General features: G+C 33.4%; 15 protein-coding genes. 10 read left to right on the forward strand and 5 right to left on the reverse strand.

What is annotated here, in order from left to right; all coding sequences use genetic code 11:
* The first annotated feature begins 208 nt into the window (after positions 1 to 208).
* Positions 209 to 1,447, forward strand: a complete 1,239-nt coding sequence (locus GCQ56_RS02805) for a cytochrome c biogenesis protein ResB (RefSeq protein WP_152732869.1) — start codon at positions 209 to 211, stop codon at positions 1,445 to 1,447.
* Positions 1,448 to 1,492: 45 nt separating this feature from the next.
* The gene (gene ccsA, locus GCQ56_RS02810; RefSeq protein WP_152732870.1) at positions 1,493 to 2,278 is read left to right on the forward strand and encodes a cytochrome c biogenesis protein CcsA; all 786 of its coding nucleotides are present in this window, start codon (positions 1,493 to 1,495) and stop codon (positions 2,276 to 2,278) included.
* Between the two features lie 106 nt (positions 2,279 to 2,384).
* Here ccsA and GCQ56_RS02815 read toward each other — a convergent pair whose 3' ends face one another.
* Together GCQ56_RS02815 and alaS are read right to left on the reverse strand one after the other, a co-directional pair.
* A complete protein-coding gene (locus GCQ56_RS02815; RefSeq protein WP_152732871.1) occupies positions 2,385 to 2,735 on the reverse strand; it encodes a DUF5684 domain-containing protein in 351 nt (116 codons plus the stop codon).
* 266 nt (positions 2,736 to 3,001) lie between these two features.
* Positions 3,002 to 5,635 (reverse strand): alanine--tRNA ligase, encoded by a 2,634-nt coding sequence (gene alaS, locus GCQ56_RS02820; RefSeq protein WP_152732872.1) that lies wholly within the window; start codon positions 5,633 to 5,635, stop codon positions 3,002 to 3,004.
* A 131-nt stretch (positions 5,636 to 5,766) separates the two neighbouring features.
* Between alaS and GCQ56_RS02825 the strand changes: the two genes are divergently transcribed.
* The 6 genes from GCQ56_RS02825 (at position 5,767) to GCQ56_RS02850 (ending at position 12,046) form a co-directional block, all read left to right on the forward strand.
* Positions 5,767 to 6,735 (forward strand): M23 family metallopeptidase, encoded by a 969-nt coding sequence (locus GCQ56_RS02825; RefSeq protein ID WP_152732873.1) that lies wholly within the window; start codon positions 5,767 to 5,769, stop codon positions 6,733 to 6,735.
* A gap of 147 nt (positions 6,736 to 6,882) precedes the next feature.
* Entirely contained in the window at positions 6,883 to 7,218 is a 336-nt protein-coding gene (locus tag GCQ56_RS02830; protein ID WP_299992944.1) for a MerR family transcriptional regulator, read from the forward strand.
* An 18-nt stretch (positions 7,219 to 7,236) separates the two neighbouring features.
* Positions 7,237 to 8,331, forward strand: a complete 1,095-nt coding sequence (locus GCQ56_RS02835) for a Nif3-like dinuclear metal center hexameric protein (RefSeq protein ID WP_152732874.1) — start codon at positions 7,237 to 7,239, stop codon at positions 8,329 to 8,331.
* A gap of 4 nt (positions 8,332 to 8,335) precedes the next feature.
* Complete coding sequence (locus GCQ56_RS02840; RefSeq protein ID WP_152732875.1) at positions 8,336 to 9,172, forward strand: zinc ribbon domain-containing protein; 837 nt, start codon at positions 8,336 to 8,338, stop codon at positions 9,170 to 9,172.
* A 459-nt stretch (positions 9,173 to 9,631) separates the two neighbouring features.
* On the forward strand, positions 9,632 to 11,644 hold the full coding sequence (locus GCQ56_RS02845) for a urocanate hydratase (RefSeq protein ID WP_152732876.1): 2,013 nt from the start codon (positions 9,632 to 9,634) through the stop codon (positions 11,642 to 11,644).
* A 78-nt stretch (positions 11,645 to 11,722) separates the two neighbouring features.
* The gene (locus GCQ56_RS02850) at positions 11,723 to 12,046 is read left to right on the forward strand and encodes a co-chaperone YbbN (RefSeq protein ID WP_152732877.1); all 324 of its coding nucleotides are present in this window, start codon (positions 11,723 to 11,725) and stop codon (positions 12,044 to 12,046) included.
* A gap of 54 nt (positions 12,047 to 12,100) precedes the next feature.
* On the opposite strand, the gene GCQ56_RS02855 is transcribed toward GCQ56_RS02850, so the two are convergent.
* The 3 genes from GCQ56_RS02855 to GCQ56_RS02865 form a co-directional block, all read right to left on the reverse strand.
* On the reverse strand, positions 12,101 to 12,460 hold the full coding sequence (locus GCQ56_RS02855) for a CoA-binding protein (protein ID WP_152732878.1): 360 nt from the start codon (positions 12,458 to 12,460) through the stop codon (positions 12,101 to 12,103).
* Positions 12,461 to 12,550: 90 nt separating this feature from the next.
* The gene (locus GCQ56_RS02860; protein WP_152732879.1) at positions 12,551 to 15,328 is read right to left on the reverse strand and encodes a TonB-dependent receptor; all 2,778 of its coding nucleotides are present in this window, start codon (positions 15,326 to 15,328) and stop codon (positions 12,551 to 12,553) included.
* Between the two features lie 10 nt (positions 15,329 to 15,338).
* Positions 15,339 to 16,049, reverse strand: coding sequence for a hypothetical protein (locus GCQ56_RS02865; protein ID WP_152732880.1), 711 nt, complete (start codon positions 16,047 to 16,049; stop codon positions 15,339 to 15,341).
* Positions 16,050 to 16,271: 222 nt separating this feature from the next.
* Between GCQ56_RS02865 and GCQ56_RS02870 the strand changes: the two genes are divergently transcribed.
* Together GCQ56_RS02870 and GCQ56_RS02875 are read left to right on the forward strand one after the other, a co-directional pair.
* Entirely contained in the window at positions 16,272 to 17,399 is a 1,128-nt protein-coding gene (locus GCQ56_RS02870) for a DUF4249 domain-containing protein (protein ID WP_193323697.1), read from the forward strand.
* Positions 17,400 to 17,419: 20 nt separating this feature from the next.
* Entirely contained in the window at positions 17,420 to 19,603 is a 2,184-nt protein-coding gene (locus GCQ56_RS02875; protein ID WP_152732882.1) for a hypothetical protein, read from the forward strand.
* Positions 19,604 to 19,628 lie beyond the last annotated feature (25 nt).

Consider the following 19,628-nt stretch of genomic DNA (forward strand, 5'->3'; position numbering starts at 1 on the left):
TTCAAATTATAGGTTCAAATATGCCGTCCAATTTAGGGCGGCATATTTTTTAATAACTAAATGGTTGAATTAGGATAAGATATGTATTCCTGGTTTTATTAAAGTCAGATAGAAATTGTATATACTGTTTAGAATTGTTTTTGAGCTACCATAATTCAAAAATTGTTGCGATCTTAACGGAACTTGTTGAAAAAAGAAATACGATCATATGAATAAACCTACCAAACCATTTTGGCAAACACCCTGGGGGTATGCCGAAGCTTTTTTGATTGCCTTTGGCTTATTGGTCATTGGATTCTTTCTTGAAATTGCAATTCAAACTTCCTCTGACACGCAAATAAGGTATCCTTTCAATTTGATATTAGGAGGAGGTTTTTTACTTGTCTTAATGTCTTTTTACTTTTTCATTAGAAAAACAAAGCTGTATCAATTCCTATCTGGAATTCCTGCTTCAGTGGGGGCGATAGTTGCCTTAACTTTTTTGGTGATTATAATGGGGATCTTACCTCAGGTACCCATGCAAGAAGAGAATTTGATAACTAAACTAAGTTTGAATCAACTGACCACTTCCTGGCCATTTCTTTTAATCAATTTCTACTTGTTGATTGTTTTAGGATTGGTAATTATCCGTAAATGTATTCCATTTAAATTAAAGAACTGGGGTTTTGTTTGTAGTCATTTGGGTTTATGGATAACTGTATTTGCAGCAGGACTGGGATCTGGTGATTTAATGCGCCTAAGAATGGATTTGCACGAGAATAAAACCGAATGGAAAGCTTACGATGATAAGGGCAACTATTACGAATTACCTTTAGCCATAAAGTTAAACGATTTTATTATCGAGGAGTTCAATCCAAAAATGGCTGTGGTTGAAAATACAACCGGTAATTTGTATGAGCCTACCAAACCATCAATGATTATGATTGAAGACGAACTTACGTGTCAATTGCACGATTGGTCGGTGAAGGTAGATGAGTTTTTGGTATTGTCGGGAAGGGCAGGAGATAAGTATCACCCATTGCACGATTTTGGTGCTGCTCCGGCTGCAAAGGTTCAGATTTATTCCAATTCAAATGATACCATATCTGGATGGATATCCTGCGGAAGCTTTAACCGTCCTCATGAATCATTAAAGATTAACGACGACTATTCTCTGTTGATGACGGTTCCTGAACCGAAGAAATTTTCATCGGAAGTAACCATTTATACACCCGATGGATCAAAGGAAGATCAGGTGTTGGAAGTAAATAAATCGCATACGGTAAACGGATGGAAGATTTACCAATTGAGTTACGATGAGAAGATGGGTAAATACTCTACTTTGAGTGTAGTTGAGGTGGTAAAAGATCCCTGGCAAATTTATGTGTACATCGGTATTTTCATGATGATGATAGGATCTATTTATATGTTTTGGCGTGGAAATAAAGTAACAATTAGCAGTGAGTAGTAATACTACTGATAACTGTTTACTGATAACTGTAAACTGAGAAAGATGATTTGGAATTACTTTTTATTGACAGCAGGTGTAAGTTCTGCAAGTTGGATTTTATCTGCTTTTGTGCCTAAAAAAGATGTGATAAGAAATGCACTGGTTCTTATCGGCATACTGAGTATGGCGATCTATATCGGCTTTTTATGGACTAGCTTGGAGCGTCCACCATTGAGAACATTGGGAGAAACAAGATTGTGGTATTCACTTTTTGTATCCATTATAGGTTTGATTACTTACTTTAGATGGAGATATCTTTGGATGCTTTACTATTGCTTGTTTATGTCTCTGTTATTTTTGTTCATTAACTATTTACACCCAGAGAACTTTTCTAAAACCTTAATGCCAGCCTTGCAGAGTCCTTGGTTTGTACCTCATGTGGTAGTATATATTATTTCCTATGCGTTTCTCGCGGCTTCTACATTGGTTGCCATATACGGATTATACCAGATTAAAAAGGAAAAGTTTGACAAGAACTTAATGTTTGTTGCCGATAATTTGGTTTATCTGGGATTTGCCTTCCTTACTTTAGGCTTGTTATTCGGTGCTCTTTGGGCAAAAGAGGCTTGGGGACATTATTGGACCTGGGACCCGAAAGAAACCTGGGCATTCATCACCTGGATGGGCTATTTGGTATACATCCACCGCCGATATCAAATGCCATCGAAATATGTATCATCTCTTTGGATATTGGCTTTGGCATTTGTGATACTAATGGTGTGTTGGTTTGGAGTAAATTATCTGCCATCTGCTCAGTTTAGTGTGCATACTTATAGTCAGCAACCTTAGGTTTACTTTAACAGAAAACGAATTTACACTGAGGGTATCTGATGGTATCGAAAAAACGCCAATTCAATTGAATTGGCGTTTCGTATTTTATATAGAGTGTTTACTATTATTTTAGACCAGCTGGTCCTTGATAAGTTGCACTTCCTAAGCCAAGAATTGGATAGAAAATGAAAGGTAAAAAGATCAAACCAAAGGTGAAGCCTGTGCCTTTTCCAAAACTTTTAGAAAGTAGGTTTACCATCCAAATCAACCAAATTAAATTAATTCCTGGTAAGAAGATGATTAATAAAATCCACCACCATGGCTTACCAATAATTTCTAGTGTAACAATTGCGCTATAAATTGGGATTAAACATGCCCAACCCGGTTGATTAGCTTTGGTATTGATCTTCCATGCTGAAGCAATCATCAAGACAACAAATCCAAGGTAAAAAAGAATTCCTATTATCGATAGCATCTTATAAAACAATTAAATTCCTACTCGTAAGGCTTTTCGGATTCGCCCCGTTCTGTGGTTTCTGGTCTCCATTAAAATTAGCAGGCGCGAAAGTAATAAATTTAATTATTATGCTTGGTAATGATTTGTTGATTTATCTTAAATTACTGTATTTATGGACCCTTTAGTTGATAAAGTCAGATTCCCATATAAGTAAAAACGCCGACTCAATAGAATCGGCGTTTTTAATATTTTCAATTATAAGCTTGTGACTTGTAGCTGATAATTTATTCTTCAATTTTGTGTAATACCATTTTCTTGGCAACTTCGATAGCTTGATCCAATCCTTTAGGGTCTTTACCACCAGCTGAAGCGAAGAATGATTGTCCACCTCCACCACCTTTGATTTCTTTGGCAGCTTCGCGAACAATATTTCCTGCATGCAGGTCGTACTCTTTCACTAAGTTATCAGAGAACATGATGGTAAGATTTGCTTTTCCACCCAAATCGGCACCAGTTATGAATACCAAATTGTCAATTTCTCCTTTCAATTGGAATGCGATATCTTTTAAATCTGCGGCACTTGAAACAGTTAAGGCTTCTGTAATAAAGTTCACACCTTTAGTTACTGATACATTTCCTTTAAGATCATTTTTCATCACCTTTAAACGATCTTTCATGAACCCATCCAAATCTTTCTTCAATCCTGAATTTTCAGACATGATGTCTTCAATGTTCTTAAGTAAGTTTTGGCTTGATTTAAATATCTTTTCGATATTACGTAAAGTGTTCAACTTATCGTTGATATAATTTTCAGCCTTGTCAGCAGTTATAGCTTCGATACGACGAATACCAGCCGAAATAGCACCTTCTGATGTTATTTTGAAGAGCCCAATTTGTCCGGTAGCATCAACATGAGTACCACCACACAACTCAACAGAATCGTTATATTTTACTACACGAACCAAATCGCCATATTTCTCTCCAAATAAAGCCATAGCACCCATATTTACCGCTTCGGTCATCGGAATGTTATTCTTTATCTCAACAGCAATATTTTCTCTGATTTTTTGGTTTACGATTGCCTCCACTTTTGCAATTTCCTCTTCGCTTACTTTCTGGAAGTGCGAGAAGTCAAAACGCAAATGATCAGGATTTACCAATGAACCCTTCTGCTCAACATGATCACCCAAAACTTCACGAAGTGCATGATGCATTAGGTGTGTTGCTGTATGGTTATTTGCAGTTAAGGTTCTGTTTTTATTACTCACAGCAGCTTTAAATGTAGCTGTAGGATCGGTTGGTAATTGTTTAGCAATATGAACAATTAAACCATGTTCCTTTTTGGTATCGACAATAGAGATTTTTTCTCCATTCGATTCAATATATCCAGTGTCTCCAACTTGCCCACCACTCTCACCATAGAAAGGTGTAATGTTGAATACCAATTGGAATAAATCTTTTCCTTTTTGTGTGATTTTTCTGTAACGGGTAATTCTTACATCAGTTGAAAGGTAATCGTAACCGATAAACTCTTCAACATCATCTTTCAGGATTTCAACCCAGTCACCAGTATCAACAGAAGTTGCAGAACGTGAACGATTCTTTTGTTCTTCCATTTCAGCATTGAATTCTTTACGATTTACAACTAAATCTTGTTCCTTAAGAATCAATTCAGTTAAATCTAATGGGAATCCGTAGGTATCGTACAATTCAAAAGCAAGTTTGCCTGATACCACTTTAAAATCGTCTGCTTTTGTCTTTTCAATAATTTGATCCAACAAACGAATGCCATTTTCTAAAGTTCTAAGGAAAGAGTTTTCTTCTTCCTTAACCACTTTCTCGATTAAAGTTTGCTGCTTGATTAGCTCCGGGAAATGTTTGCCCATTACTTCAATCATTACAGGAATCAAACGATACATGAAAGGCTCCTTAAATCCTAAGAAAGTATATCCGTAACGAACCGCTCTACGCAGAATTCTACGAATTACGTAACCTGCTTTGTTGTTCGATGGTAAAGTTCCGTCGGTAATAGCAAAAGCAATAGTTCTAATATGATCGGCAATTACACGCAGTGCAATGTCAATTACTTCATCTTTACCATATTCTTTACCACTCATTTTAGCAATGGCTTGAATAATTGGTTGGAATACATCTGTATCGTAATTAGAGGTTTTACCTTGCATCGCCATACACAAACGTTCAAATCCCATTCCCGTATCAACATGTTGATGAGGAAGAGCTTCTAGTGAACCATTCGCCTTACGGTTGAATTGCATAAATACAAGATTCCAGATCTCAATCACCTGAGGATGATCCATGTTTACAAGATCTCTACCAGATGTGATTTTTCTTTCTTCATCGCTTCTAAGGTCGATGTGGATTTCTGAACAAGGTCCGCAAGGTCCTGTTTCACCCATTTCCCAAAAGTTATCTTTCTTGTTTCCATTTATAATATGGTTTTCAGGAAGATATTTCATCCAGTAACCTGCAGCTTCATTATCGCGATCCAGATTGTCTTCTTTGCTACCTTCAAAAACAGAGGCATACATTCTGTCAACAGGAAGTTTATACACTTCAGTTAAAAGTTCCCAGGCCCAGTCGATGGCATCTTTTTTAAAGTAATCACCAAACGACCAGTTTCCCAACATTTCGAACATAGTATGATGATAGGTATCATGACCTACCTCTTCTAAATCGTTATGTTTTCCCGATACACGAAGGCATTTTTGGGAATTTGTAATCCTGTTATACTTGATTGGTGAATTCCCAAGGAAAATATCCTTAAACTGGTTCATCCCTGCGTTTGTAAACATTAAAGTAGGATCATCTTTAATTACCATCGGTGCCGATGAAACTATTTTATGTTGTTTTGAATTGAAAAAATCCAAAAATGCTTGTCTGATTTCGCTAGAATTCATGAGTCTATTATGTTTTAAATAGATGAGATTTCAATACTTAGCTTGCAAAGTTAGATTAATTCCTTAATTTTGTTGACTTAAATGAGCAAAAATTTAGGCTTTTTCTTTAAAAATTAACCTAAGAACACTACATGGCGAAGACGAAGTATCAGTTTAATCCTGAGTCTATTAGCTACGAAAAGGTAGAAATCAACATTAAGACTCGAATTGTTAACGGTCTTAAACACATGGCTTCCAGTTCAGTACTTGCAATTGTAATGGTGGCAGTCTTGTTCTATTTTTTCGGATCTCCCAAAGAAAGATCACTTCAAAGGGAAAACCAAAAGCTTCTTACTCAATATAACCGGTTGAATACCGAATTGCAACAAGTGCAAACCGTACTTGGTGATTTAGAACAGCGAGATGACAATATATATCGTGTGATTTTTGAAGCGGAACCTATTCATTCAAATATCCGAAAGGCTGGAGTGGGAGGTGTTAACCGCTACAAGCAGCTCGAGAATATGGAGAATGCTGATCTGGTTATAAAAACGACTAAAAAACTGGATCAATTATCGAAATCTTTATATGTTCAAACTAAATCTTACGACGATGTTGAAGAGATGGTGAAGAATAAGTTTAAGTTGCTTTCAGCTATTCCTGCCATTATGCCATTGGCGATAAAAGATTTTGGAAGAATATCTGCTGGTTATGGATGGAGAATTCACCCAATTTACAAAACGAAAAAGTTCCACGATGGAATGGATTTTACCGGAAAAATTGGAACACCTATATATGCTACAGGAGATGGAGTTGTTAAAGTTGCCAAAAAGGAGAGAGGTTACGGAAAAAAAGTAGTTATCGATCATGGATATGGTTATACTACAGTTTATGCTCACCTGGATAGTTACAGAGTAAAAAGGGGACAAAAGGTGAAAAGAGGTGAAATTATAGCCGAACTTGGAAATACTGGAGTTTCAACAGGACCTCATTTACATTACGAGGTTAGAAAAAATAGAAAAACTTTAAATCCGATTAATTATTATTTTAATGATATTACAGCCGATGAATATGACAGTATGGTAGCCTACGCTGAAAACACCGGTCAAACAATGGATTAGTTCTACCGATAAAAAATAGGAAAACATAAAAAAATGGCACAGAAAATCATATTCTGTGCCATTTTATTTATTACTTTAGGTAATAAATTATTCCGTTATAATTATTTATCTCTTCATGAGATTTGAAATTTTATAAAATCAAATAGAGTGCCTTATAAAGAACAGAAAATAGAAAAGCTATATTATTCGATTGGAGAAGTGGCTGAAATGTTTAAGGTTAACACATCTTTGATTCGTTTTTGGGAAAAAGAATTCAATATTATAAAGCCCAAAAAGAATAAGAAAGGCAATCGTTTTTTTACTCAGCTTGATATTGAGAACTTTCACTTGATTTTTCATCTGGTGAAGGAGAGAGGAATGACATTAAAAGGTGCAAAACAGAAGCTAAAGGAAAATAAAGAGGATACCGAGAATAATTTTAGCGTGGTAACTCGTCTGCAAGAAATAAAAGATCTTCTGCTTGAAATTAAAGAAGCCCTATAATCATTAAATTTATTAAAATTGAGAATACGAGATATTGTTTCATCTATTGAGCAGATTGCTCCCATGTCGTATCAGGAATCATATGACAATTCTGGCTTAATTGTAGGAGACTACAATCAGGAAGTAAGTGGTGTTGTGATCTGCTTAGATGTTATAGAGAGTGTAGTGGAGGAAGCAATTCAGTTGGGGGCGAATATGATTATCGCTCATCATCCTATTGTTTTTAAGGGATTGAAAAGGTTTAATGGAAACAATTATGTGGAGCGTACAGTAATGTTAGCCATTAAAAATGATATTGCAATTTATGCAGCTCACACTAATATTGATTCAGTTCGTGGTGGAGTGAGCGAAAAAATTTGCGATTTAATAGGATTGAAAAACAAGAAGATTCTTTCTCCAGTGAGTGAAGATTTGAAGAAACTAGTAACATTTGTTCCTGTTGATCATGCAGATAAAGTTCGAGAGGCTTTGTTTATTGCAGGTGCTGGGAATATTGGGAACTATGATGCTTGTAGTTATAGCACAGAAGGTATTGGAACCTTTCGAGGAGGCGAAGATGCTAAACCTTTTGTAGGAGAAAAGGGAGAAGTGCATCAAGAGATAGAAGTACGATTCGAAACAATATTTCCAAAACATTTAAAAGGAAAAATTATTGGTGCATTATTAGATCATCATCCATATGAGGAGGTAGCTTACGACATTTATGCACTCGAAAATAACAATTCTCAGGCAGGATTAGGAATGATTGGAGAGCTTGAAACTCCTGAAAATTCAGTGGATTTTTTGAAGCGAATCAAGGAAATCTTCCGTTCTGGTTGTGTGAGACATACCGAAATTGTAAAAAAAGAGGTAAAAAAAGTTGCTGTTTGTGGTGGAAGTGGAAGCTTTTTGCTACATAAAGCTATGTCAGCAAAAGCAGATATTTTTGTTACCGGAGACTTTAAATATCACGAGTTTTTCGATGCTGAGGGCAAATTGATAATTGCTGATATTGGACATTATGAAAGTGAACAATTTACTCGAGATATTTTTTATGAGATAGTTACAAAAAAATTCCCTAACTTTGCGGTTCATATTTCTGAGATAAATTCGAATCCAATAAATTATTTGTAAACATATGACAACAAAAGATCCAAAAGCTTCAGATTTTAAGGATATTTCAGTTGAAGAAAAATTACGCACATTGCATGAAATGCAATCTGTTGATTCTGAGGTAGACCAAATTAGAACGCTAAGGGGAGAGCTTCCTTTGGAAGTGCAGGACTTGGAAGATGAGATTGCCGGACTTGATACCAGAATCGCGAATCTAAATAGTGAAGTAAAAGAGCTTGTTGAAACTGTTGCGAAGAAGAAGCAAGAGATTAAAGAAGCTGGTTTGCTGATTAAAAAGTACGAAGCTCAACAAATGAATGTTCGTAATAATCGTGAGTTCGATTCTATTTCAAAAGAAATCGAATTTCAGAACCTTGAAATTGAATTGTGTGAGAAGCGCATCAAGGAGTTTACTGCGGAGATGAATAACAAAAAAGCTTTAATCGAAAATTCAGAATCGAATTTCACAGAGAAAAAAGCTGATTTGGAATCTAAAAAAGGAGAATTGGATGAGATTGTATCTGAAACTCAAAAAGAAGAGGACAAATTAATTGAGAGGTCAGAATCTTTCCAAGGTAAGATTGAAGAAAGATTGCTTACTGCTTATTCAAGAATTCGTTCTAATGCTAGAAACGGATTAGCTGTTGTAACAGTTGAACGTGATGCTTGTGGAGGTTGTTTTAATAAAATTCCACCACAGCGTCAAATGGATATCCGTTCTCGTAAGAAAATTATTGTATGTGAGTATTGCGGACGTATTTTAGTTGATAAGTATATTTGCGATTACGATCACAGTTTGGAGGAAGCTGATAAAGCTGCTGCAGCTGCTAAGCCAAAGAGAAGAACTCGTAAAAAAGAATAATACGATTTCAAGATATTATAAAAGGGTCATCTTACTTAAGATGACCCTTTTTGTTTAAATGATAAGAGTTGATTAAAATCATATCAAAAGAGATGATTTCACCTATTGATTTTAAAAATATTTCCTATATTGCGCACACAAATTCAAGCCATTAGTTTGAAATGAGATTCAAGAAAGAATTAAGAAAAAGATACCCATGAATTCTTCAAGGATGTTTCCATAACATCCACTGCTAAGTCATATCTGTACTTGGCATTTATTTTCAGATGACAATTTTATGAATATATAGGATGCTTTTTTAGTATCATAAATTATTCAAGTGTATAGATTTAGTATTGCAATCAGAATAATTGATTCAATAATTCGACTAATTTACGCGTAAAAGCAATTAAATCATTCATTTAATTGTCTCAAAGTTGTATTTTTAATCCACGATATAAATAAACACAAAATACTATCATGATAACGACAAAAACTGAATTTCAGCAAATGATTTTGGAAGGAATTCCAGAACAATTGCCAGCTCCTCAGAAGTACGATCCTGAAATCAATCACGCACCAAAGCGTAAGGAAATCTTAAATGGAGAAGAGAAAAAGCTTGCATTAAGAAATGCATTGCGTTATTTCGATCCTAAAGATCATGCAGAATTGATTCCTGAGTTTGTTAAGGAATTGGAAACCTACGGTAGAATTTACATGTATCGTTTGCGTCCTACCTATGAAATGAAAGCTCGCTCTATTAATGACTACCCAGGTAAATGTGATCAGGCAAAGGCAATCATGCTAATGATTCAAAATAATTTGGATTATGCAGTTGCTCAGCATCCACATGAGTTAATTACTTATGGTGGAAATGGTGCTGTATTCCAAAACTGGGCTCAGTATCGTTTGTGCATGAAATATTTGTCAGAAATGACTGATGAGCAAACCTTGGTGATGTATTCAGGACATCCAATGGGATTGTATCCATCTCATAAAGATGCTCCTCGTGTTGTTGTTACCAATGGTATGGTGATTCCTAACTATAGCAAGCCAGATGATTGGGAAAAAATGAATGCTTTGGGAGTTTCTCAGTATGGACAAATGACTGCAGGTTCTTATATGTATATCGGACCACAGGGCATTGTTCACGGAACAACTATCACAGTACTAAATGCTGGTAGAAAAATTAGTGAAAACGGAGAGGGTTTAGAAGGTAAACTTTTTATTACTGCTGGTTTAGGTGGTATGTCTGGAGCTCAGCCTAAGGCTGCTAATATTGCTGGATGTATTTCTATCACAGGAGAAATCAATCCAAAAGCAACCACTACACGTCACTCGCAAGGTTGGGTTGACGAGAAAATTGATAATCTGGATGAGTTGATGACAAGAGTTTGTAAAGCGAAAGCTGATAAGGAAGTTGTTTCAATCGCATATCAAGGTAATATTGTTGATGTTTGGGAGCGTTTTGCTGAAGATGATGTAAAAGTTGATTTAGGATCGGATCAAACTTCATTACACAATCCATGGGCTGGTGGTTATTATCCTGCTGGGGTTGGGTTTGAAGAAGCCAATGATATGATGGCAAATAATCCTGAGTTATTTAAAGAGAAGGTTCAGGAATCACTTCGTCGTCATGTTGCAGCAATCAATAAGTGTGTAGATAAATTTGGAACTTATTTCTTCGATTACGGAAATGCATTCCTTTTAGAATCTAGTCGTGCTGGCGCTGATATTATGGCTGAAGGTGATAAATTCAAATATCCTTCTTACGTTCAGGATATTATGGGACCTATGTGTTTCGATTATGGTTTTGGACCATTCCGTTGGGTATGTGCAAGCGGCAAACCGGAAGATTTGGCTGAAACGGATCGTATTGCAACTGAAGTATTGGAAGAAATTCGCAAAAATTCGCCTGTGGAAATTCAGCAGCAAATGGCTGATAATATCCGTTGGATAAAGGGAGCACAGGAAAATAAATTGGTTGTTGGATCTGAGGCTCGTATCTTATATGCTGATGCAGAGGGTCGTATCAAAATTGCTGAGGCTTTTAATAAAGCAATTGCAGCTGGTAAGATTGGTCCTGTTGTATTAGGTCGCGATCATCACGATGTATCAGGTACTGATTCTCCTTTCCGCGAGACTTCAAATATTTATGATGGATCAAGCTTTACATCAGATATGGCAATCCAAAATGTAATTGGAGATTCATTCCGTGGTGCTACTTGGGTATCTATTCACAATGGTGGTGGAGTAGGTTGGGGTGAAGTAATCAACGGTGGATTCGGTATGTTACTGGATGGAACTGATGATGCTGATCGCAGATTGAAAAACATGTTATTTTGGGATGTAAACAATGGTATTTCTCGTCGTTCATGGGCAAGAAATGAAGAGGCTGTGTTTGCAATTAAACGTGCAATGCAAGCTGAGCCGAACTTAAAGGTAACTCTTCCTAATTTTGCAGATGATAAATTGATTGACGGAGCTTTCTAGTCAACTTAAAATATAGAATTTAAAAGGAGACCTTGTGTCTCCTTTTTTGTTATACTTGCATTTGATATATTATGAATTATGGGAAAATTAGATCTGGAAAAACTACAGGAATTACAAGATGATCAACAATCATTTTTCATCTACTTTTCAGCACCTAATTGTGGAGTATGTGAAATTCTAAAACCAAAAATATTTGAAATGTTCCAGCAGTGTTTTCCTAAATTGGAGGCATATCACGTTGATACGGCATTGCAGCCTGAATTAGCTGCTCAATTAGGTTTGTATACTAATCCTTCTCTATTGGTCTTTATTTCCGGTCAGGAAGTGTTAAAACGTAGCAGAGTTATTGGTGTTGATGAGGTGGAAAAATCCTTGGAAAGATATTATAAAATGATTTTTTAACAAATGAGCAATGCATAGTACCAACCTGATACTATGCATTTGTGATTTAATCTTTTAATATACCCCAGTATTTAGCATTACCAACGGACATGCTTCTTCTGTTTCAATGCCGTGAGCATTTGCTTTTTTATAAAATTCAGGATTTTCTGTTCCAGGAGGAAACAATATTCTTTCTGGTTTTAAGCCAATAATATAATCGTAGAATGACTCCTGGTTTTTCGGAGAAAGATAAATGGCTACCGTTTCTACTTTAGATTCACAAGGTCGTCCTGTTTGAATCTCTACATCCTCTATTTTACCTGATCTGTTTCCTACTGCAATGGTTTCTATGTTGTGTTTACGAAGAAGTTTAATGCATTTGTAGGAATATCTGTCTTCTTTAGTACTTGCTCCAATAACTACTGTTTTTCTCATATCATTATATTTTAACGTATTCAGATATGTGAATATACTAAATGAACTTGATTCGTACTCAATAAATGCATTTTAACTTTAATTATTTATTTAAAAATCATCTTTAGCATTACCGAATAGTTTGAAGTTGTATGTAACTGTTACTATAGGTTTACCAAATATTGACATTTTGTATCCATTAACTTTCTCGCCTTCGGTTCTGAAGAAGATGTTATATGCATTTTGACGACCAAGTACATTGTAAACAGCTATTGTCCAAGAACTATGATTTAGTTTTTTGGCTTTTAAATTTCCATTTATGGTTGCTGCTATATCTAATCTTACATAGTCAGGCATTCTCATTGAGTTTCGATCCGAATAGTGTACCTTATCTGTGCCTGCAAAGTTATAGTAGGCAACAGGGGCTGTAAAAGGTCTTCCTGTACTGTATGAGAAATTGGTTGATACATTCATTCTTCGACCTAATTTGTAATTGGCAACAAATTTAAAATCGTGAGGTTTATCGTAATTAGCAGGAAAGTAATCACCATCATTAACTTTTTCTTCATCAAATTCACTATCTATTTTATGCAATATTTTTGAATAAGTGTAATTAACCCACCCTGTCAATTTACCTCTTTTCTTTTGAAACATTAATTCTAAACCATATGCTTTTCCTTTGCCATTTAATACGTCGGTTTCAAGGTGTTCGTTCATTACCAATTTGGCTCCACCTTTGTAATCCAAAACGTTATCTAATTTTTTATAGTAAGTTTCAATCGAAGCTTCAAATTTATTTTGGTTTATTTTTCGATATAATCCTATGGAGTATTGATGACTTTTTTGAGGTTTCAAGTATTTGTCACTAAGTTTCCATATATCTGTTGGAGTCATTGATGCAGTGTTTGAAATCATTTGAACATACTGACTCATTCCATTGTAACTTGCTTTTAAAGAACTATTGGATCCAAGTCTTACGTTTGTAGAAATTCTAATTTCAGGCTCAGAATAAGTTGATATGAATCCTGATTTATGGTAGGTTGATCCATCCATTGATTCAAGGTTTCTAGGTTGACCTTTTATGTAATTGTATTCAGTTTTTGGACCAAGATTTCCATAAAAGGAATAGCGTAGACCAACTGATAGTGACATAAAATGAGAAAGTTCAAATTCATCACTAATATAAGCTGCCATTTCTAAGGCTTGTTCGCCTTCAAGTTTCTTTGCATTTATTAAAGACTCAGGATTGCTTGGCTTTTGATCTCCAGGGGCTAAGTCGTAATAGGTACTATTGATTCCAAAATCAATTTTATGATTCAAGCTAGATAGATAGGAAAAATCTGCGTTAAAAATATACTGATCGAATTTATATTTAACGGAGTAAGATTGACTCTGTTCTTGTCTTGATTCTGTAGTGTAATCATATTTACTAATTGCTGCTGAAAAAGTGGAAAATAATTTTGGACTAAATATATGTTTCCACTTAATTGTAGATGCAATAGTATTGTATTCAAACTTATCTTCTTGATAATAATCAAATTTATCATGGCTGTAGTAGCCAGATAAATATAGACTGTTTTTTTCATCTAAGTCCCATGAGAAATTTCCTTGAAAGTCATAGAAGTTTGCACTACTTTTTTGAAGTTTTTTGTCATCCAAAAGTTTAAGAACCCAGTCAGAATATGTTGTACGTCCAGCAAGTATAAATGAACCTTTGTCTTTTTTTAGTGGTCCCTCTATTGTTAGTCTTCCAGATACAGGGCTAATTCCACCGTTAACACTATATTTTTTTCTATTACCATCCTTTAAACTAAGGTCCATTACTGAAGATACCCTACCTCCATATTTTGCTGGGATTCCACTTTTATAAAGAGTGATGTCCTTAATGATATCTGAATTAAAGCCTGAGAAGAATCCAAAAAAGTGAGAGGTATTATTTATTGGAGCTTGGTTTAATAAAACTAAATTTTGATCTGTATTTCCGCCTCTAACGTTAAATCCACTTGAAGCCTCACCTACACTCTGTACGCCAGGTAATAATAATGTACTTTTTATGATATCTGCTTCACCCATTCCTAGAGGTAATTGCTTTAATGCTTTAACAGTAATTTTCTCCATTCCCATTCTTAGGTTACGAACGGGATCTTCAGTTTTAGCCGTTACAACTACTTCCTTTAAAGAGGTAGGTTTGTTTTTCATTTCGACGTTCAATTTTCCATTAGAATGAATTACGATATTACGAAATGTAGTTTTCATTCCAACAGATCGATATTCTACTTTATACTTTCCAATAGGGATTGAAATTGAGTATTGCCCATATTGATTTGTAACAGTTCCTTTTTGGATATCCTTAATGTAAATTACGGTACCAATTAAAGATTCTCCACTTTCAACATCTGTAATTTTCCCACCAAAAGTTACCTTAGTTTTATTTGGATTGTGGGCTCTATCACCAATTGTAAATAGTTTATATTCATTACCAATTTTATTGTTTATCTGTTTTTTTATTATTGGTGATTTATAAAAAATAGTATCGATTTCTTTTATTTTGTTTTTTGAAAGATAATTATTGTATGCTTGGGCATAATTAGTCTTTATGCGATAGTTTTTAGTAAAAACAACTTTGGTTTCTTTTATTATTTGATAATTCAAATTACTTTTTTTTCCAAGCCAGTTAATTATTTTTTTGACATCTGTATTTTTAAAGTTTGGATTAAAATTTTGATCTTCAACCCAATTAGATATGTAGTAAAATTTATAGGTGGAAGATTTTTCTATTTTTGAAATAATCTCATGGAATGAGATTGAATCTTTTTGTAGTGTGATTGATTGCCCTATTACTGTCAAGTGAAATGACACAATTAGCAATGTGATAAGTATTTTACGCATAGGATTTGATTTATAAAGTTTCTGCGTATTTGATTAATTCAACGAATCGATCATGATTAGGCTTTTTAAAGTTTATTTCCAGAGACTTCAATTTTTTCTTCAACTGTTTATTCTTTTCGGGAAAGAGTGATAAAAATTTCTTTTTTGAGCTAATGTTATGAAATTGCTCGTGTTTTCGTAGGTATAGAATTAGTTTCTGTTTGTATGTAGTTAAACTATTGTCTTTCCCTTTTCTTACTGTGTGTTTAATTAATAGTTGGAATTTGTGATTATAAGGAATTTCATAAAAACCACTAGAAATATTATTTGATCTAATTAAATTAACAAAATGATAATGTTGATTATTTAAATTTATAGAGAAGGAATCAATTTGTACTTTGTTTATTTTAATGTATGAGTTTTTAATTACTTCATCGTTTAAATTAACAATTACTTCATCATGGAATAAATCGTAATATATTATGCTAGTTGGATAAGTTCTACCTTTACTAAAAATAATTCCAGAACCATGGCTAGAATTCAAATAAGGATTAGCTTGGTTGTAGTTATGATATGGTTTATATTCTTCTCCTGAAATATAATCATATTTTGTATGCATATGTTCATTGTAAAATGATTTAATATCATTTTTTCTAAAAGCATATGATTTACTATGATTTTGAGAAACAGTTATAAATGAAGAAAAAAGTAGTAATGTCAAAATAATTAGCAACTCTTTCATTGTTTGATTTAATATTATATGGTTAGTGTGATTACAAAAATAACTAATAATTTATTGTATGAAAATTATTAATTAGCAAATATTATTATTTATTTTATATTTTATCTTTAATCTGTAATATTTTAATTGTTGATCTTGTATTTTAAGTTTAGTTGTATGTATTTCTATAAAATGAAAATAAAATATTTATTGTTATTATTGGTTGTTCCAATATGGTCTTGTATGGACCCATATAATGTTGATGTTAGTAATTCTGAAAATTTATTAGTGGTAGAAGCTCTAATAACGGATGAAACCAAATCACATGAGGTTAAGTTATCAAGATCTATATCTAATATAGGAGAAATGCCTAATCCAGAGGAAAATGCTACTGTAACGATTCTTTGTGATAATGGAAATGAAGAAGTTTTGCAAGAAAAAGCTCCTGGTGTTTATAAAACTGATAGTATAAAATTTAAAGCAGTTGTTGGCAAATCGTATAAGTTAAAAATTAAAACAGAAAATGGTGATGTTTACGAGTCGAACGAGTGTGAGATGTTAGAACCAAGTAAAATAGATCGCCTTTATTATAAGAAAGGTACGACAATTGATGTAAATAACAAGGAAGTAGAAGGTATTCAATTTTATGTAGATGGTGAAAGCTCGGTTGACTCATATGTTAGATGGTTATATGAAGAGGATTGGAAGTTTTCTATTACGCATCCGCAATATATTGATTTTGATGAAAATAAAGAGTTAATTTATATACCAGTGGAAAATTTTTATTGTTGGAAAAATTCAATTTCTAATGAAATTATTGTTCAGTCATTAGAAAATCAGAATTCTACTTCGATAGATGGGAAGAAAGTTTGTTTTATTCCTTCTGGAATTAATGACAAGTTTAATATTAAATATAGTATTTTAATTAAGCAGCTATCCATATCCAAAGAGGAGTATAATTACTGGAATAAATTGAAAGAATCAACAGAGGATGTTGGTGATATTTTTGGGTCACAACCATATTCAACAGAAGGCAATATTAAAAATATTACAAATAGCAAGGAAACTGTATTAGGGTATTTTCAAACAGGTGCTGTTACATCTAAGAGAATATTTATTACCTGGGAAGATGCAGCTGAAATCGGATTAAAAGATGTTATAGTAATTCCATATTGTCATCAGGATACTGTTGATGTGGACAATAATTATTTTCATAATTTGTATGATATATACGAATATTATGTGCTTAATGGTGATTTTAGAATTCATGATAAGCCTATGGAGCGTGATGCGTTAATTATTGTAGAACCAACGTGTGTTGATTGTTCACTAACAGGTTCACTTAAAAAACCAAAGTTTTGGGAGGATTAATTATGGAATCTAGAAAAAAAATGAGATATATTAAGTGGTTTGCAAGTATTATATATTTATTATTTTGTAATATATTAATTGTAAAAGCACAGGAGAAAGTTGCTTTAACCACTGATAGGGATATTTACATTGCGGGGGAGGATGTCTGGTTTGGTTTAGGTGCATTAGAGCCGTGCTCAAATAATAATTCACAATTGAGTAATGTATTATATCTAGAATTGTTAAATAAAAAACATGTTCCTATTGTCCAATTAAAATATTGTATTGAAGATTCATTTGTTCAATCAAAATTTCAATTACCTGACAGTTTGTCAAGTGGTAAGTATTATATACGAGTTTATACTCGTTGGATGAGAAATAGAGATGTAAGTTTATTTGCTACAAAATCACTCGATGTAATAAACCCATTTGTAAAAAATAGCATGCCTAAGGGAGATCATTATCATTTGGGAGATACTGTTTTTTGTTATGTTGAAGGTGGAAAAATAGTTCCAGATATTAGAAATAAAGTAATTCTTTATGCTTGTGATAAAAAAGGAAATCCAATAATGTTAAGAGGTAGTATTCAGGATGGTAGGTCTAATATTTTACATGAGTTTGTAACTGAAGAATCTGGATATGATGTAGTAAATATTATACCTAATAAATTAAATAAATATATACTATCCTATGGTGATGAAAAAGTAATTTTGCCACCAGTTTCAAATAATAAGTATTTATTACAATTAAAAGATTCATATGATGATATTGTTTTCAAAATTAATGGATTTTGTGATGATAATATGAGATTGGATATTTTAAGTACAGGAGGACATTATCTAAGAACTTATGAAATACCAAATAATGGTATTGTCAGACTTGCTAGGAATGAATTCCAAACAATTGATATGTATGCTTTGCTAGTTGATGATTCGAAAAAGATTTATGCATTTCGTGGATTTTCGAATTTATATAAGGAGAATCAATTAAGTATATCTATGGATAAAGAGAAATATGGATTGAGGAGTAAAGTAAATGTCTCGATTAGAAATGTAAGTGCATTAAAACATTTATCGGTTACAGCTGTAAAAACTTGTTTGCTAAATAAGACTTTTAATAATATTAATGCACTGTCTGCTGATGATAAAATGTTATTGAAAGATAAGCCTGATTTATTTTTAAATGATAGTATTATATTGCCGGAGATAGAAGGGGAATTATTAGAAGGAAAGATCATAGATTTAGATACAGGCAATGCTATAACAAACGAAAAGTTTATGTTGGGATTTGTTTCGAATAAACCTGCTTTAGAGTTTTCTAAAACGGATTCGTTGGGTAGATTTAGATTTGTTTCAAATCGATATGGTGATGAAGAAATGGTAATTCAACCTAAATCAACAGATACAACCAGTCTGAATTATAAAGTAATACTGGATGATGATTTTTCAACAGTATATTCCAATGAACAAGTTGGAGATCTTGTTATGGATAGCATACAAATGCAGAGTTTAAATGAAGCAATTATTAATATGCAGATTAATTCGATATATGGAGAATATAAGACAGAGCTTGAAATAAGTGATTCTATCATTAAGAATAACTCCTTCTATAATAATCCACATTATATTGTTAAAATAGATAAGTACATTGAATTGCCTACAATGGAGGAGGTTATTCGTGAGCTTGTGCCTCTTACAAGCTTAAGGAAAAATCAAAAAGGATATGAATTTAAGGTGTTTGAGGATTATTCATTATATCCCAAATATGCTAAAACTTTGGTTTTTGTTGATGGTATTCCTATAAAAAATACCCAGAATGTATTTGATATTAAACCACAAGATTTGGAACGAATAGAGGTAGTAAATCTACAGTCTTTTTTGAAAGATGAAAATTTAGGATACTTGTTGTGCTTCTATACTAAAGATGGTAATATGGCGGATATGGAGTTTGATAATCGAATTTTCAGACAAGTGCACAAAGGGTATAATTCTGAGTACGAATTTAAAAGTCCTGATTATTCTGATCCTAAATTAAAAGAATCTCGTTTGGCTGATTTTAGAAATGTATTGTATTTTGATACAGTTGATGAAAGCAAGAATGGAGAAAATTATGATTTTAGTTTTTATACCTCTGATGATCAATCAGAATATACTATCGTTGTAAAAGGAATAGATGAGAATGGAAATTGGGCTACAGGTAGAGCTAATTTTGAGGTGACAAATTGATTTCACTTACTAATTGATAAGAATT

Source organism: Marinifilum sp. N1E240 (genome assembly GCF_009295825.1).
GTDB lineage: Bacteria > Bacteroidota > Bacteroidia > Bacteroidales > Marinifilaceae > Marinifilum_A > Marinifilum_A sediminis.

Coding starts and splice junctions, on each gene's coding strand:
- GCQ56_RS02805 (WP_152732869.1), top strand. CDS start 209: ATGAATAAACCTACCAAACCATTTTGGCAAACACCCTGGGGGTATGCC.
- ccsA (WP_152732870.1), top strand. CDS start 1,493: ATGATTTGGAATTACTTTTTATTGACAGCAGGTGTAAGTTCTGCAAGT.
- GCQ56_RS02815 (WP_152732871.1), bottom strand. CDS start 2,735: ATGCTATCGATAATAGGAATTCTTTTTTACCTTGGATTTGTTGTCTTG.
- alaS (WP_152732872.1), bottom strand. CDS start 5,635: ATGAATTCTAGCGAAATCAGACAAGCATTTTTGGATTTTTTCAATTCA.
- GCQ56_RS02825 (WP_152732873.1), top strand. CDS start 5,767: ATGGCGAAGACGAAGTATCAGTTTAATCCTGAGTCTATTAGCTACGAA.
- GCQ56_RS02840 (WP_152732875.1), top strand. CDS start 8,336: ATGACAACAAAAGATCCAAAAGCTTCAGATTTTAAGGATATTTCAGTT.
- GCQ56_RS02845 (WP_152732876.1), top strand. CDS start 9,632: ATGATAACGACAAAAACTGAATTTCAGCAAATGATTTTGGAAGGAATT.
- GCQ56_RS02850 (WP_152732877.1), top strand. CDS start 11,723: ATGGGAAAATTAGATCTGGAAAAACTACAGGAATTACAAGATGATCAA.
- GCQ56_RS02855 (WP_152732878.1), bottom strand. CDS start 12,460: ATGAGAAAAACAGTAGTTATTGGAGCAAGTACTAAAGAAGACAGATAT.
- GCQ56_RS02860 (WP_152732879.1), bottom strand. CDS start 15,328: ATGCGTAAAATACTTATCACATTGCTAATTGTGTCATTTCACTTGACA.
- GCQ56_RS02865 (WP_152732880.1), bottom strand. CDS start 16,049: ATGAAAGAGTTGCTAATTATTTTGACATTACTACTTTTTTCTTCATTT.
- GCQ56_RS02870 (WP_193323697.1), top strand. CDS start 16,272: ATGGACCCATATAATGTTGATGTTAGTAATTCTGAAAATTTATTAGTG.
- GCQ56_RS02875 (WP_152732882.1), top strand. CDS start 17,420: ATGAGATATATTAAGTGGTTTGCAAGTATTATATATTTATTATTTTGT.